Raw genomic sequence first — 16,587 nt, 5'->3', positions numbered from 1 at the left:
CATCGTGCGACGCTCGGAGTGGCCGATGATCACGTAGCTGCAGTCGAGGGCCTTGAGGAACGCACCCGAGATCTCGCCGGTGAAGGCACCCGAGTCGTGTGCCGAGGGGTCCTGGCCGCCGAACGCGAGCGGGAGCTTGTCGGCCGCGACCAGAGTCTGCACCGAGCGCAGGTCGGTGAACGGCGGGAAGACGGCCACCTCTGCAGCATCGAAGTCGTGGTTCGCGTCTTTGAGGCTCCAGGCGAGCTTCTGCACGAAGGCGATCGACTGCAGGTGGTCGAGGTTCATCTTCCAGTTGCCCGCGATGAGCGGGACCCTGTTGCTTACGCCCATCCGAGGACCTCCAGGCCAGGCAGCTTCTTGCCCTCGAGAAACTCGAGGCTCGCGCCGCCACCGGTAGAAATGTGACCGAACTGGTCGTCTTTGAAGCCGAGGGCACGCACCGCGGCTGCGGAGTCTCCCCCGCCGACCACGCCGAGTCCGCTGACCTTGGTCAGGGCGCCGGCGACGGCCTTGGTTCCAGCAGCGAATGGCGCGAGCTCGAACACGCCCATGGGCCCGTTCCAGAACACGGTCTTCGAGCTGGCGATGATCTCGGCGAAGCGAGCGGAGGTCTCCGGTCCGATATCGAGGCCGAGCCCCGAGGCACCGAAGGGCGTCGACTCGATCGCATCGGCCGCGGTGACCGCGACCTCGGCGTCGGCGCCGAACTTCGACGCGACGACGATGTCGGTGGGGAGCACGATCTCGACCCCGAGCTCTGCCGCCTTGGCGAGGTAGCCCTTGACGACATCCACCTGGTCCTCCTCGAGCAGGCTCGCGCCAACGGCGTGGCCCTGCGCGTAGAGGAAGGTGAAGAGCATTCCGCCGCCGACGAGCAGCGTGTCTACCTTCGGCAGCAGCGCGTCGATGACGGCGAGCTTGTCGCTGACCTTCGAGCCGCCGAGAACGACCGCGTACGGCTTCTCCGGCGTCGAGGTGAGGCGGTCGAGCACACTGAGCTCCTGCTCGATGAGCAGGCCGGCAGCGCTCGGCACGAGCTTCGCGAGCTCGTAGACGCTCGCCTGCTTGCGGTGAACGACGCCGAAGCCGTCGGAGACGAGCACGTCGCCGAAGGCCGCGAGCTTCTCGGCGAAGCGCGTGCGCTCCGACTCGTCTTTGCTCGTCTCCCCCGCGTTGAAGCGCAGGTTCTCCAGCAGCACGACGCCGCCGTCCTCGAGGCTGGCCACGGCATCCTGCGCACCCTGTCCTACGGTGTCTGCCGCAAAGCACACCGGCTTGCCGAGCAGCTCGCTGAGACGCTGGGCGACCGGGGCGAGGCTGTACTTGGAGTCGGGAGCACCGTCGGGGCGACCGAGGTGGGACATTGCCACGACCTTGGCACCCGCGTTGAGCAGGGCGTTGAGGGTGGGGAGGGCGGCCCGCACTCGCCCGTCATCGGTGATCGCGCCGTCTTTCAACGGAACGTTCAGGTCGAGACGGACGAGTACGGTCGTGCCCTTTAGGTCGCCGAGCGACTCGAGGGTGCGGATCGTCATGAGGGCTCTAGAAGGCTAGAGACGCGCGCCGACGTACTCGGTGATGTCGACGAGGCGGTTGGAGTAGCCCCACTCGTTGTCGTACCACGAGGCGACCTTGACCGTCGTGCCGATGACCTTCGTCAGGCCGGCGTCGAAGATCGAGGAGTGCGGGTCGGTGACGATGTCGCTCGAGACGATCGGGTCCTCGGTGTACTTGAGGATGCCCTTGAGGGGGCCCTCAGCGGCCTCCTTGTATGCGGCGTTGACCTGAGCCACGGTGAGGCCCTCCGTGCCGGTCTCGATGGTGAGGTCGGTGATCGAGCCGGTCGGAACCGGAACGCGAAGCGCGTAGCCGTCGAGCTTGCCGACGAGCTCCGGCAGCACGAGGCCGAGGGCCTTGGCCGCACCGGTCGAGGTCGGGATGATGTTGACGGCGGCAGCGCGCGCGCGGCGCAGGTCGTCGTGCGGGCCATCCTGCAGGTTCTGGTCTGCGGTGTAGGCGTGAACGGTGGTCATGAGGCCACGCTCGATGCCGAACTTGTCGTTGAACACCTTGGCGAGCGGCGCGAGGCAGTTCGTGGTGCACGACGCGTTCGAGATGATGTCGTGGACGGCGGAGTCGTAGGTGCCCTCGTTGACACCGAGCACGAGCGTCGCGACGTCGTCGCCGCTGGCCGGAGCCGAGACGATGACCTTCTTGGCGCCAGCGGTGATGTGCTTGCGCGCATCCTCCGACTTGGTGAAGCGGCCGGTCGACTCGATGACGATGTCGACGCCGAGCTCGCCCCACGGGAGCTTGGCCGGGTCGCGCTCCTCGAGAACGATGATCGGCTTGCCGTTGACGATGATCTTGTCGCCGTCGAGCTCGACCTTGGCGTCGATGCGACCGGTGATGCTGTCGTACTTGAGCAGGTGCGCGAGCGCGGCGTTGTCGGTCAGGTCGTTGACGGCGACGATCTCGAGGTCACTGCCCTTGGCGAGGGCGGCGCGGAGGAAGTTGCGGCCGATTCGGCCGAAGCCGTTGATACCGATCTTGACGGTCAAAGGAACTCCAGGTGCTAAGGCGTCGAGCGACGCAGTGTGGTGGTAGTTGGGGGTGTGTTTCTCAACAGGATGGTGACGCAGCTCCGATGGGGCGTCGAACCGCTACGAGAGTAGCAGCAGGCCGCCGGTCTTCTCGGTCGCCGCGGCGAAGCGCTGCTGCGCGTTCTCCCAGTTGGCGATGTTCCAGAAGGCCTTCACGTAGTCGGCGCGCACGTTCTTGTAGTCGAGGTAGTACGCGTGCTCCCAGACATCCAGCATGAGGATGGGGACGATGCCGGCAGGAAGGTTGCCCTGCTGGTCGAAGAACTGCACGATGATCAGCTTCTGGCCGATCGAGTCGTAGGCGAGCACAGCCCAACCCGACCCCTGCACGCCCATGGCGACAGCGGTGAAGTGGGCGGTGAACTTGTCGAAGGAGCCGAACTGATCGTCGATCGCCGCGGCGAGGTCGCCGACCGGCTTGTCGCCGCCGTCTGGCGAGAGGTTGGTCCAGAAGATCGAGTGGTTGACGTGGCCGCCGAGGTTGAACGACAGGTCTTTCTCGAGCTTGTTGACGTAGGTGAAGTCGCCGGCGTCGCGTGCCTCGGCGAGCTGGGCGAGAGCGGTGTTCGCACCGGTCACGTAGGCCTGGTGGTGCTTGCTGTGGTGAAGCTCCATGATGGCCGCGCTGATGTGCGGGGCGAGGGCGGAGTAGTCGTAGGAGAGTTCCGGAAGAGTGTAGTCAGCCATGGTTTCAGTCTATGCCCGGGGTGGGTGGGGTGCAGGCGAGATGACGCCGCGCTCAGAGGTCGAGCAGGTCGGGCGGCAGATTGGCGTCGGTTCCGGGAATTCCGAGGTCGGAGGCCTTCTTGTCGGCCATCGCGAGGAGGCGGCGGATGCGACCCGCCACGGCATCCTTCGTCATGGGCGGATCGGCGTGGTGGCCGAGCTCGTCGAGTGAGGAGTCACGGAAGCGCAGGCGAAGGTCGCCCGCGTAGCGCAGGTGCTCTGGCACGTCGCCGTCGAGGATCTCGAGGGCGCGCTCGACGCGCGCGCACGCGGCGACGGCGGCCTGGGCAGAGCGCCGCAGGTTGGCGTCGTCGAAGTTGACAAGGCGGTTGGCGGTGGCGCGCACCTCGCGGCGCTGGCGCATCTCCTCCCACGCGGTGACGCTCGCGGTTGCCCCCATGAGGCGCAGCATCGCTCCGATCGCCTCGCCGTCGCGCACGACGACGCGGTGCACGCCACGCACCTCGCGGGCCTTGGCCGGGATGTGCAGGCGGCCAGCGGCGCCGACGAGCGCCATCGCTGCCTCGTTGGCAGGGCAGGTGATCTCGAGGGCCGCAGAGCGGCCGGGGTCGGTAAGGGTTCCTGCAGCGAGGAATGCCCCGCGCCAGACGGCGGCGAGCTCCTCGCGAGAACCGGTGGTGAGGCGGTTGGGAAGGCCGCGGATGGGGCGACGGCGAGCGTCGAGAAGGCCGGTCTGCCTCGCGGGGGTCTCTCCCCCATCCATCACCCGCACCAGGTACAGGTTGGTCTTGCGCGCACCGGACCCAGACACGGCGGCTGCCTCGCTGCGCACACCGTAGAGCTCGGCCAGGTCTTTGCGAAGACGGCGAACGACGAGCGGCGAGTCGAGTTCTGACTCCACGGCGATGCGGCCGGAGATGAGGTGCAGGCCTCCGGAGAAGCGAAGGATGGTGGCCAGCTCTGCCGCACGTACCGGGTTCTTGCTCACCTCGAGGCGGGCTAGTTCGTCCTTGACGTCGGCGGTTAGTGCCACTGAATACATCCTCTAATCAACGCCGCTTCTCTCGAGCGGGCGGGCAAGCTCAGGTCACGACGATACCCGCTTCACACGGCCAAAAGTGAAAGCTTATTCGCGACCAAGGTCGCGGTGCTTCACGTTGACGGCAACGCTGGGGAGTCCCCTGAGCAGCGTTGCCAGTTCTTCGGCCACGGCCACGGAGCGGTGCTTGCCTCCGGTGCAGCCGATAGCGATCGTAGCGTGTCTTTTGTTCTCGCGCTGGTACCCGGCGAGCACCGGCGTGATCGCCTTGGCGTAGCCCTCGATGAACTCGCTGGCGCCCTCCTGGGCGAGCACGTATTCGCGCACCTCGGTGTCGAGACCGGTGTGCGCACGCATCGCCGGATCCCAGAACGGGTTGGGGAGAAAGCGCGCGTCGGCGACGAGGTCGGCATCGGTTGGCAGACCGTACTTGAAGCCGAAGCTCATGACCGTGATCTGCACGCCGGGAGTGTGCTCCTCCGCGAACTTCTCGGTGATCGTGGAGGCAAGCTGGTGGATGTTGAGCTCTGAAGTGTCGATGACGATGTCACTCGACTCCCGCAGCTCCTGCATGCGAGTGCGCTCCACTGTGATGCCGTCGAGCAGCGTGCCCTCCCCCTGCAGGGGGTGCGGGCGGCGCACCGACTCGAACCGGCGCACGAGTGCGGAGTCCGTGGCGTCGAGGAACAGCAGCCGCACGTTCGAGTTGCTGCGCAGGGCGTGGATCGCCTGAACGGCATCCGCGAAGAGCTTGCCACCACGCACGTCGACGACGGCGGCCACCTTGGGAAGGGAGCCGCCCGCGTGCTCTGCCAGCTCGGTGAGGGGCTTGAGCATCTGCGGTGGCAGGTTGTCGACCACGTACCACCCGAGATCCTCGAGAGCGTTGCCGACCGTTGAGCGCCCGGCGCCCGACATGCCGGTGACGATCAGCAGTTCTTGCCGGTCGGTTCGCTTGGCCACCCTCTAAGGATACCCGCGCGCGGGGCTCAGGCTCTGCCGCGCAGCGCCGTGACGATCGCCTCTGCGAGCGTTGGACCGAATCCACGGAGTTCTGCGATCGTCGCGGCATCGGCGGCGCGCAGCTGCTTGACCGACCCGAAGTGCTTGAGCAGGAAGGTCACGCGGGAGGGCCCGAGGCCCGGGATCTCGGCGAGCACGGTCGTGATGTCGGCCTTGCGCTTCTGCCGCTGGTAGCTGATCGCGAAGCGGTGCGCCTCGTCACGGATGCGCTGGAACAGGAACAGCGCATCGCTGTTGCGCGGAAGGATGACGGGGTAGTCAGAATCCGGCAGCCAGATCTCTTCGAGCCGCTTGGCGATCCCACACAGCTGGATCCCGGTGATGCCGGCCTCGTCGAGCGCGCGTTTCGCCGCCGCGACCTGCGGCTGGCCGCCGTCGACGATGAGCAGGTTGGGCTTGTAGTGGAACTTCTTTCGCGACCCGTCGTCATTGAGCGGATTCACATCGGGGTCTTTCAGGTACGCGAGGCGCCGCGTGAGCACCTGGTGGATCGACTCGGTGTCGTCGCTGGAGTCGGCGATTGCGAAGCGACGGTACTCGTCTTTGCGCGGAAGCCCGTCTTCGAAGACGACCATCGAGGCGACGATGTTGGTGCCGCTGAGGTGGGAGACGTCGTAGCACTCCATGCGCAACGGTGCGTCATCCATGCCCAGCGCCTCCTGGATGTCGGCGAGAGCCTGCGATCGTGCCGTGAAGTCCCCGCTGCGACGCGTCTTGTAGAGCACGAGCGCGTTCTGCGCGTTCTGGGTCACCGTGAGCGCGAGCGCTGCCTTGTCGCCGCGCTGTGCGAGCTTGACGCTCACGCGCCCCTTCTCCCGCAGGCCGCCGAGGTACTTCTCCAGCTCTGCGACGTCGTCGGGCAGGGCGGGAACGATCACCTCGCGCGGGGGCTCCTCGCCGTTCGGAAGCTCGGTGTCGTAGGCGTTCTGCAGCGCGATCTCGACGAGTTCCGGCAGCTCGACGTCGAGCTCCTTGTCGACCACCCAGGAGCGCACACCGCGGATGCGGCCACCCCGCACGATGAACAGCTGCACCGCGGCTGCGAGCTCGTCGTGGGCGATGCCGAAGATATCGGCATCCACCTCGTCGGCGAGCACGATGTTCGACTTGGCCAGCGCGGTCTCCATGGCGTGCAGCTGATCGCGGTACCGCGCCGCGTTCTCGTAGTCCATGGATGCGGAGGCATCCTTCATGCGCTTCTCCAGTCGCGCCGTGTACGTGCGGTCCTGACCGGCCATGAAGCTCGCGAAGTCGAGTGCTATCGACTTGTGGTCCTCTTTCGAGATGCGGCCGACGCACGGCGCAGCGCACTTTCCGATGTCGCCGAGCAGGCAGGGTCGCCCGGTCTGCTCCGCCCGCTTGTAGGTGGCGTCGGAGCAGCTGCGCATCGGGAACGGCTTGAGCAGCAGGTCGACGGTCTCGCGAATCGCCCAGACCTTCGTGTATGGGCCGAAGTACCGCGCGCCGGGCAGGTTCCTGTTGCGCGTCACCATGACACGCGGCACCTGCTCGCCCAGCGTTATGGCCAGATAGGGGTAGGACTTGTCGTCCTTGAACTGCACGTTGAACGGCGGGTGGAACTCCTTGATCCAGGTGTATTCGAGCTGCAGCGCCTCGAACTCGCTGCCGACCACGGTCCACTCGACCGACGCGCCAGAGACGACCATGCGGCGCGTGCGCTCGTGCAGGCTGCGCAGCGGCTGGAAGTAGTTGCTCAGCCGAGCGCGGAGGTTCTTCGCCTTGCCGACGTACAGCACCCGACCAGCGGCATCGCGAAAACGGTAGACCCCCGGACTCGTTGGGATCTCCCCCGCCTTCGGGCGATAGCTGACCGTCTCAGACATGCTGGAATGCTACGCGCGTGCGCCCTCGAGAATCTCACGCAGGAACTGCCCCGTGTGACTCCCCTCGACCTTGGCGAGCCTCTCTGGCGAGCCCTCGAACAGCACTTGGCCGCCGCCCGCGCCACCCTCGGGGCCGAGGTCGATGATCCAGTCGGCCGACTTGATGACGTCGAGGTTGTGCTCGATGACGATGACGGTGTTGCCCTTGTCGACGAGGCCGTTGAGCACGAGCAGCAGCTTGCGCACGTCTTCGAAGTGCAGGCCGGTGGTCGGCTCGTCGAGCACGTAGATGCTGCGCCCGTTGGAGCGCTTCTGCAGCTCCGTCGCGAGCTTGACGCGCTGCGCCTCGCCGCCGGAGAGGGTCGTCGCGCTCTGGCCGAGGCGCACGTAGCCGAGGCCGACATCCACGAGCGTCTTCAGGAAGCGGTGGATGGCGCCGATCGCCTCGAAGAACTCCGCCGCCTCGCTGATCGGCATGTCGAGCACCTCGGCGATGGACTTGCCCTTGTACTTGACCGCGAGCGTGTCGCGGTTGTAGCGGGCACCGTGGCAGACCTCGCAGGCGACGTAGACGTCGGGGAGGAAGTTCATCTCGATCTTGATCGTGCCGTCGCCGGAGCAGTTCTCGCAGCGGCCGCCCTTGACGTTGAAGCTGAAGCGACCGGGCAGGTAGCCGCGGGTCTTCGCATCCATCGTCTCTGAGAACAGCGTGCGGATCTTGTCGAACACTCCCGTGTAGGTCGCGGGGTTCGACCTCGGCGTGCGGCCGATCGGGTTCTGGTCGACATGCACGACCTTGTCGAGGTTGTCGAGACCCGTCACCTTGGTGTGCTTGGCCGCGATCTGGCGCGCGCCGTTGAGCTCGTTGGCGAGCACCTTGTAGAGGATGTCGTTGACGAGGCTCGACTTGCCGGAGCCGCTCACGCCGGTGACAGCCGTGAACGTGCCGAGCGGGAAGTCGACGGTGACGTCGCGGAGATTGTTCGCCTTCGCGCCGTGCACGGTGATCTGGCGCTTCTTGTCGATGGGGCGGCGCTTCTTCGGGGTCTCGATCGACTTGCGGCCAGAGAGGTAATCGCCGGTCACCGACTCCGTGTTCTTCAGCAAGTCCTCGTAGGAGCCGGAGTGCACGACGGTGCCGCCGTGCTCCCCCGCGCCCGGGCCGATGTCGACGATCCAGTCGGCGGTGCGAATCGTGTCCTCATCGTGCTCGACGACGATGAGCGTGTTGCCAAGGCTCTTGAGCTTGACGAGCGTGTCGATGAGCCGGCGGTTGTCGCGCTGGTGCAGGCCGATGGATGGCTCGTCGAGCACGTAGAGCACGCCAGTGAGCCCCGACCCGATCTGCGTCGCCAGACGGATGCGCTGCGCCTCGCCGCCGCTGAGCGTTGCGGCCGCACGCGCGAGGTTGAGGTAGCTGAGACCGACCTCGAGCAGGAACTCGAGCCGAAGGCGGATCTCGCGCAGCACCTGCGCCGCGATGCGCGCCTCGCGATCGGTCAGGGTGAGGGCGTCCATGAAGGTGTGCGCGTCGGCGAGGCTGAGGTCGCAGACATCGGAGATGCTGCGGTCGTTGATGGTCACCGCGAGCACCTCTGGCTTGAGGCGCTTGCCCTCGCAGACGGGGCACGGCACCTCGCGGAGGTAGCTCGCGAAGCGCTGGCGCTGCACATCGGTCTCTGCCTCGAGGTACTTGCGCTCGATGTAGGGAATGACGCCCTCGAAGCCGGTCGTGTACTTCATCTCACGACCGAAGCGGTTCTTCCACTTGACCTGCACCTCGAAGTCGTTGCCGTTGAGGATCGCGAACCGCGCCTCCTCTGGCAGCTCGCCCCACGGGGTCTTCAGTGAGAAGTTGAGGTCGCGCGCGAGCCCCTCGAGGAGGCGTTCGAAGTAGTTGAACAGGCCCTTGCCCGACTGGGTCCAGGGAAGGATGGCGCCGTCGGCGAGGCTGACGGAATCGTCGGCGACCAGCAGGTCGGCATCCACCGCCATCTTGGAGCCGAGTCCGGAGCACTCTGGGCACGCGCCGAACGGAGCGTTGAAGGAGAAGGTGCGCGGCTCGATCTCGGTGAGCTGCAGCGGGTGGTTGTTGGGGCACGAGAGCTTCTCGCTGTAGTTGCGCCAGGCCGCCTTGCCCTCCAGATCGATGAAGTTGATCGCGACGTTGCCGTCAGTGAGGCGCAGGGCGGTCTCGAGCGAGTCGGTGAGGCGCGTCAGCGCGTCGGGGCCGGCGACTAGGCGGTCGACGACGACGGAGATGTCGTGCTTGAACTGCTTTTTGAGCACTGGCGGCTCGCTGAGCTGGATGACGTCGCCGTCGACGATCGCCCGCGAGTAGCCGCTTGAGGCGAGCTCTTTGAACAGGTCGACGAACTCGCCCTTCTTCTGCGAGATGATCGGGCTGACGATCTGGTATCGCGTGCCCTCATCGAGCTCCATGAGCTGATCGGCGATCTGCTGCACGGTCTGCCGCTGGATCTTCTCGCCGCAGACGGGGCAGTGCGGGATGCCGACGCGGGCCCACAGGAGGCGAAGGTAGTCGTAGATCTCGGTGATGGTTCCCACGGTGGACCGCGGGTTGCGGTTGGTCGACTTCTGGTCGATGCTGACCGCCGGAGAGAGCCCCTCGATGAAATCGACATCGGGACGGTCGACCTGACCGAGGAACTGGCGGGCGTAGGCACTCAGCGACTCGACGTAGCGGCGCTGCCCCTCGGCGAAGATCGTGTCGAAGGCGAGGCTCGACTTGCCAGAGCCGGAGAGGCCGGTGAAGACGACGAGGGAGTCACGGGGAATCTCGATGTCGACGTTCTTGAGGTTGTGCACCCGAGCCCCTCGAACGCGCAGCGTGGACAGGGAGTTAACAGGGGTCACCGACACTCTCACAAGTCTACGGAGACCACCGACATTGCTGAGCGCATGCGCCCGTGGCGAACGCGCATCGTTGCCCTGTCACGCCCCATCGTGATGCGTCACCCGTTGATAACCGCAGAAACCCTAGCGTGGCGTGAGCACCGGTGGAATTCGCGGTCTGAGAGGTCGAGGAACCCGCGCGCGAACCCCTAGGAGCAGCCGGGCAAGTCGGGGCCGGTGCAGCACAAAGAGCGCAGCGGCGCGGCGCCGTCCTGGCGGTGCTGACTCCAGCAGGGACGACAGGCTCTTGGCAATCGACTTGGCCTCGTCGTTCTGTCCGAGGTTCAGCGCCACCGAATACTCGAACAGAGTGCTGTTGAGCATGCGCGGCCGAAGGACGTCGCTCACGTAGTAGCGGTTGAGCCGGACATCATCGGGCAGAGACTCCGAGACCTTTGAGAAGTACGTCATTCGGCTCTCGCGGAAGATGCTTCGCGTCGAAGAGCTGTTGGCGTGCACGCGGAATACGGTGAGCGATTCTGCAGTGAACCGGGAGGTCCAGCCAGCGCGAAAGACGCGGAGGAAGAGGTCGTCATCCTCGTAGCCCCGGAGCCGGGCATCAAACCCACCGACCTGCTGGAATGCACGTGACCGAATGACGCTTGCCGACGGCAGAACCATGCCATCCCGCTGGATTATCTCGGTCACCGTTGTTCTCGGCGTGTCGGCACCTACTGCTCGCATGAAGTTGCGTGTGACGACGAGACCGTCTGTGTCGATCTCGTCGAAGTCGCTGTACGCCCAACCAAGGTCCGAATCCGTTGCAAAGGGCGCGACCAGCACCTCGAGGTGTCGTGGGCGCCATTTGTCGTCCTGATCGAGGAAGGCGAGCAGCTCGCCGCGTGCCGCTGCTGCAGCAGCGTTCCGGGACGCGGATTGCCCGACGTTTGCGTGGGTGATAACCACGACCGGCACTGGCGAGGAGGCGGCTATCGCCGATATCTCCGCTGCGGAGGAATCCTCAGACCCATCGTTGACGATGATCACCTCGGATGGCAGGCGAGTCTGCTCAAGGACGCTGGCGAAAGCCTGGCGAAGGTGGGCGGCCCCGTTGTGCACCGGTATGATCGCCGAAACGTCGAACGGGGGCGTCATTGTGCTTCTCTTTCTGGTGCAAGACCGTCAACAGGATACTCGCGCGCGAGAGCCTCTCCGTCGTGTTCGTCATACGGCCAGGCCGCGTCGTCAGCCGCCGCCGAGATCTTCTCCGCGATGACCCAGGAGTGCGAGAGTGACGACGTCGTCGGCATCCGCAGGTAGTCCTCTCTCCAAGCGGGGTCGGGATAGACCCGTGCGTCCGCCGCGCCTCCGCTCGCGACGATCCGGAACCCGAGCGATGAGCCGAACAGCTGCTCCAGGCCCTCCGGTGAATAACGAAAGAAGTCGTTCGGTGTGGCATGGGTTGGCCAGATCCACGGAGCAATGTGCACGGCGAGACCGCCGACCTTCAGCACTCGCGCGCACTCCGCCGCAAACACCCACGGTGTTGTGAGGTGCTCCAGCACATCGCTCGAGTACACGAGCGAAAAGGTGTCCCGAGGAAGGAATGACGACATGCGATGGGCGTCACCGACGTGGGTGACGCCGTGGCCGTCGTGAATGTCGAGGCTGGTGACCGCTCGTGACCCGAACTCGGCTAGCCTCTGCTCGGCGAGCGCCGCGGTAGGGGCGCGCAGGCCTGCCACAACAATCGGGCCAGGCGGGGCGGAGTCCACCGCTCGCTGCACGAGAGTCACATGGCTGGTCGAGGATGACCCAAGCGGCAAGGGATGGGAAGGCAACGCGATGCGGGTGCTCACTCGCCCCCTCGCTGTCGTCACTGTGATGACCGCCTCTGCTCCGACAGCCCCCTGAACGTAGGCACGGAACCCCCCGCGGGTGACGGCTGGGGTATCGGGCCAGTGGTTGAGCAAATCGGGACGATCCGACCGCGTGGCAATGACCTCCGTGCGCTCGATCGCGACGGTGATGACATCAACATCGACGTCGCCGACGTGAACCCACCCATCGAGGTAAGTGCCATACGCATCGCACCAGTAGGTGTCGATCGCCGAGTGGATCCGTAGACCAGAATCTACGGACTCGACGAGAGGAAGGTCGTCGAGGTGCTCCCGGCAGACCCGTGCGACGGATCGACCGTGCTCGTCGGACTCGTCAGTCAACGCGAGCAGCTCGCATTCGCCGAGTCTTTCCCGCGCCTCATCGAGGTCTCCACGTTGGATGGCAGCGAGCCCGAGCACCAGGAGGGCATCGAGACCCGCCATTCGGTCTTCCTGGTCGCTTGACGCCGCCAGCCCTCGTGCACGGTCATCCACTCGCTGCTCTAGTTCTCCGCCATGAGCCACGGCGCCCCGTGCAGCGATCTCGACAAACACCCGGCACTCCCGCCGCGCCAGCACTGCGGCGCGGTCGTCGACCGTTGGGTCGAGCCACTCTCCCAGCGCAAGCACAGCCGTCGTCGCCTCTGCGGGATCGACACGCGACAAGGCAAGAGCACGATGGTAGGCCGACTGGAACAGCAAGTCGACGGTGTCGAGATCTGCGACCTGTGCAGCGTTGCGCCAGAGACGGGCCGCGGTGTTCGAGAGCTGAAAATACTGCGCAGCCTTGGCCGGGCGCGCGCGGTGCGACAGTTCGATCATCCCAAGTGCGAACGCGGCGCCGGCAAGGCTCCACGGAGGGGGTTCAGGGCTAGAAAGCAGCCGCGTAGCGAGACCGGAAGGATCGGCGATCTTGATGTGGTGTCGTCGGTGAAAGGCTCTGCGAACAGCGGCGACCTCGTCGCGATAGGTGCGGAAGTCGCCTCTAGCAACGCGGGACCGGAGCGAGCGCACAGCCATGCCCAGTTCCAGCGCGCTCCCCCGCGGAGCGATGCTCGCAGCGTGTCCCACGTAGGACTCGAGCTGCTCGAGGGAGATGGGAGAACTCACGATGGGAGTGTTTTCGAGAGCTGCCACCGCACGCAGGGATCCCCTGACACGCTCGACGATGACAGTGGTGAACCCGGCTCGTCGGAGCAGGAGCTCCAGACCCGCTCTCGAGGCAATGAAAACGTGATAACCGGGGCTGATCGCGGCGACAACCTCTGGCTCCGGCATTCCGCGCTCGACGATTTCTGCTGCTGGCGTCGTCAGCACTACCTGTCCACCCGGCGCAAGGCGCGTGGCAATGGCTCTGAGGAACCCGACAGGATCGGTGACGTGCTCAACAACCTCGCTCGCGAGGATGAGATCGAAGTTCTCACCGAGTTGAGAACTCGCATCGAGGTATTCGTTGCGGATGTCGAGTCCGAGCTCGACGGAGCCGCGCCGACCGGCCAGCGAGGGTTCAACACCAACGACGTCCCAGTCGAAGAGGAAACGACCGAGGTCGAGCGCGAACCCGTAGTTGCAGCCCACGTCGAGGAATCGATGAACCCTGGTCAGGTCTGCGAGCGACATCGAGTCGGCGATGGCGCCGATGCCGACCCCGCCCTCGACATAGCCGTCAACGGATTCGTCGCTCGGCGATGAGTCGAGCGCTTCGTCTCGAAGCTGGATCGACCCGCAGTCGGGGCAGCGCACTGCGGGAAGGTCCACTTCTGCGAGCGCTGTCACCGTGGCGATTAGCTCCCCGCTGCCACTGAACCCGCACACACGGCATTGGAGCGGCCGACTCTGGCTTGTCCACGACACCAATGACACGACAACTCCCGAGTGCTAGGTGCCGTGCAGGCACCAGGGAAGTCTATGGCTACCCTCGCGGGCGTGATGCTAGCTGGCTTGCCGTGACTCGCGCGCGCCGCCCTAGATGTGCCCGGCCGCTTGCATCTGCCGCAGCTCCTTCTTGAGGTCGGCAACCTCGTCTCTCAGGCGCCCCGCGAGCTCGAACTTGAGCTCGCCTGCCGCTGAGAGCATCTGCTCGTTGAGGTCGGCGATGACCGCCTCCAGTTCGTTGGCGCCCGCCGCCGCCTTGCCCTCCCTGCGCAGGTTGGGCGTCGGGGAGCGCTTCTTGTCGTTGCGACCAGCTAGTAGTGCAGCCGTGTCTGCTCCCTCACGGGCGAGCGCGTCGGTGATGTCGGCGATCTTCTTGCGCAGCGGCTGCGGATCGATGCCGCGCTCGACGTTGTAGGCGATCTGCTTGGCGCGGCGACGCTCCGTCTCGTCGATGGCCTTGGCCATCGAGTCGGTGAGCACGTCGGCGTACATGTGCACCTCGCCCGACACGTTGCGCGCGGCGCGACCGATGGTCTGGATGAGGGAGGTCGCCGACCGAAGGAACCCCTCCTTGTCTGCGTCGAGGATCGCAACCAGCGACACCTCAGGAAGGTCGAGCCCCTCGCGCAGAAGGTTGATGCCGACGAGAACGTCGTAGACCCCTTGGCGCAATTCGGTGAGCAGCTCAACGCGACGCAAAGTATCAACGTCGGAGTGGAGGTAGCGCACTCGCACGCCCGCCTCGGTGAGGAACTCCGTCAGCTCCTCCGCCATCTTCTTGGTCAGCGTCGTCACGAGCACGCGCTCATCGCGCCCGGTACGGATGCGGATCTGCTCGAGCAGGTCGTCGATCTGACCCTTCGACGGCTTCACCACGATGTGCGGGTCGACGAGGCCGGTCGGTCGGATGACCTGCTCGACGATCGAGTCGGTGATCGCCATCTCGTACTTGCCCGGCGTCGCCGACAGATAGACCTTCTGACCGACGCGGTCGAGAAACTCGCTCCACTTGAGCGGGCGGTTGTCGAGGGCGCTCGGCAGCCGGAACCCGTGCTCGACGAGAGTGCGTTTGCGCGAGGCGTCGCCCTCGTACATCGCGCCGATCTGCGGGATGGTGACGTGCGACTCGTCGATAACGACGAGGAAGTCCTCTGGGAAGTAGTCGAGCAGCGTGTGCGCGGCCTCCCCCGGTGCTCTGCCATCGATGTGGCGAGAGTAGTTCTCGATTCCGCTGCAGAAGCCGATCTGCTCCATCATCTCGAGGTCGAAGGTGGTGCGCATGCGCAGCCGCTGGGCTTCGAGGAGCTTGCCCTGGCGCTCCAGCTCCTCCAGCCGCTCGGCGAGCTCGACCTTGATGGTCGCGATCGCCTTGTGCATGGTCTCGGTGCTGGCAACGTAGTGCGACCCCGGGAACACCGACACGGCATCCAGTTTTCTGACCACATCGCCGGTGAGCGGGTGCAGTGCGTAGATCGCCTCGATCTCGTCGCCGAACATCTCGATGCGGATGGCGAGCTCTTCATACATCGGGATGATCTCGATGGTGTCGCCACGCACCCGGAAGTTGCCGCGCGAGAAGTCGACGTCGTTGCGGTTGTACTGCATCGACACGAATCGCCGGATGAGCGCCTCGCGGTTGATGCGCATGCCGACCTGCAGGGCGACCATGGCCTCCATGTAGCCCTCTGGCGTGCCGAGCCCGTAGATGCACGACACCGTGGACACGACCACCGTGTCGCGCCGGCTCAGCAGCGAGTTGGTCGTGGAGTGGCGAAGCCGCTCGACCTCCGCGTTGATCGAGGAGTCTTTCTCGATGAAGGTGTCGGTCTGCGGAACGTAGGCCTCTGGCTGGTAGTAGTCGTAGTAGCTGACGAAGTACTCGACCGCGTTGTTCGGCATGAGCTCGCGAAACTCGTTGGCGAGCTGGGCGGCAAGGGTCTTGTTGTGCGAGAGCACGAGGGTCGGTCGCTGCACCTGCTCGATGAGCCAGGCTGTCGTCGCCGACTTGCCGGTACCGGTTGCGCCGAGCAGCACGACATCGGTCTCGCCGGCGTTGATGCGTGCCGCGAGCTCCTTGATCGCCTGGGGCTGATCACCGCTGGGCACGTACTCGCTGATCACCTCGAAGCGGTTGACGGCACGAGTGGTCTGAAGCATTACCCCAGCTTAGATTCGGCCCCTGACAATGCGACGGCCTTCGCCCAGAGCGAATCCACCTGCTCCAGGGTCTGCTCCACGCTGCCGTTGTTGTCGATCACGACATCGGCGATAGCGAGTCGCTCTGCGTCGCTTGCCTGCGAGTTGAGCCGGTGGCCCGCCTCCTCCCGGCTCATACCACGCAGTTCCATGAGGCGGCGAAGGCGGGTCTCGGTGCTCGCGTTCACGACCACGACGAGGTCAAAGTCGAGCATGCGGCCCTTGGCACCCTCGACCAGGAGGGGCACGTCGTAGACGACCACCGCATCCTTCGGCGCTGCCGCGAACAGCTCGCGCGCACGCCGCCACACGGCCGGGTGGGTTATGCCGTTGAGCACCTCTCGCTGTGCCGGATCAGCGAAGATGATGGCCCCGAGAGCCGCGCGGTTGAGACTGCCATCGGGGCTGATGACCTCTGGGCCGAAGTGCTCGGCAATCGCGGCAAGACCGGGCGTGCCCGGCTCGACGACCTCCCGCGCCAGCACGTCGGCGTCCACCAGGACGGCACCGTGCTCGACGAGACGGGCAGAGACGAGGGACTTGCCGGACGCAATCCCCCCGGTGAGTCCGATCAGGTACAT

General features: G+C 65.6%; 12 protein-coding genes. All 12 read right to left on the bottom strand.

Going from position 1 to position 16,587, the window contains the following annotated elements:
• The coding region (locus AC14A7_RS10005) for a triose-phosphate isomerase (protein ID WP_484008582.1) at positions 1-333 on the bottom strand (333 nt) is incomplete at its 3' end.
• On the bottom strand, positions 324-1,538 hold the full coding sequence (locus AC14A7_RS10000; protein ID WP_484008580.1) for a phosphoglycerate kinase: 1,215 nt from the start codon (positions 1,536-1,538) through the stop codon (positions 324-326). The genes AC14A7_RS10000 and AC14A7_RS10005, both read right to left, overlap by 10 nt.
• Before the next feature lie 15 nt (positions 1,539-1,553).
• Entirely contained in the window at positions 1,554-2,564 is a 1,011-nt protein-coding gene (gene gap / locus AC14A7_RS09995) for a type I glyceraldehyde-3-phosphate dehydrogenase (RefSeq protein ID WP_484008578.1), read from the bottom strand.
• A gap of 102 nt (positions 2,565-2,666) precedes the next feature.
• A complete protein-coding gene (locus AC14A7_RS09990; protein WP_484008576.1) occupies positions 2,667-3,293 on the bottom strand; it encodes a superoxide dismutase in 627 nt (208 codons plus the stop codon).
• Between the two features lie 52 nt (positions 3,294-3,345).
• Positions 3,346-4,326: a DNA-binding protein WhiA gene (whiA, locus tag AC14A7_RS09985; protein ID WP_484008574.1), complete on the bottom strand. Its 981-nt coding sequence runs from the start codon at positions 4,324-4,326 to the stop codon at positions 3,346-3,348.
• 93 nt (positions 4,327-4,419) lie between these two features.
• Positions 4,420-5,295 (bottom strand): RNase adapter RapZ, encoded by an 876-nt coding sequence (gene rapZ, locus AC14A7_RS09980; protein WP_484008572.1) that lies wholly within the window; start codon positions 5,293-5,295, stop codon positions 4,420-4,422.
• Positions 5,296-5,321: 26 nt separating this feature from the next.
• Positions 5,322-7,199, bottom strand: a complete 1,878-nt coding sequence (gene uvrC, locus AC14A7_RS09975; protein WP_484008570.1) for an excinuclease ABC subunit UvrC — start codon at positions 7,197-7,199, stop codon at positions 5,322-5,324.
• Positions 7,200-7,208: 9 nt separating this feature from the next.
• A complete protein-coding gene (uvrA, locus tag AC14A7_RS09970; protein ID WP_484008568.1) occupies positions 7,209-10,088 on the bottom strand; it encodes an excinuclease ABC subunit UvrA in 2,880 nt (959 codons plus the stop codon).
• Between the two features lie 111 nt (positions 10,089-10,199).
• Entirely contained in the window at positions 10,200-11,210 is a 1,011-nt protein-coding gene (locus tag AC14A7_RS09965; RefSeq protein ID WP_484008566.1) for a glycosyltransferase family 2 protein, read from the bottom strand.
• Positions 11,207-13,693 (bottom strand): methyltransferase domain-containing protein, encoded by a 2,487-nt coding sequence (locus AC14A7_RS09960; protein ID WP_484008564.1) that lies wholly within the window; start codon positions 13,691-13,693, stop codon positions 11,207-11,209. Before AC14A7_RS09960 ends, AC14A7_RS09965 begins: the two co-directional genes overlap by 4 nt.
• Positions 13,694-13,900: 207 nt before the next feature.
• A complete protein-coding gene (uvrB, locus tag AC14A7_RS09955) occupies positions 13,901-15,967 on the bottom strand; it encodes an excinuclease ABC subunit UvrB (RefSeq protein WP_484008562.1) in 2,067 nt (688 codons plus the stop codon).
• Positions 15,967-16,587, bottom strand: a complete 621-nt coding sequence (gene coaE, locus AC14A7_RS09950; RefSeq protein ID WP_484008560.1) for a dephospho-CoA kinase — start codon at positions 16,585-16,587, stop codon at positions 15,967-15,969. Before coaE ends, uvrB begins: the two co-directional genes overlap by 1 nt.

This window comes from Conyzicola sp., assembly GCF_057073975.1.
The sequence above is the reverse complement of the archived record's forward strand: the minus strand, read 5'-3'. Positions and strand labels throughout refer to the sequence as shown.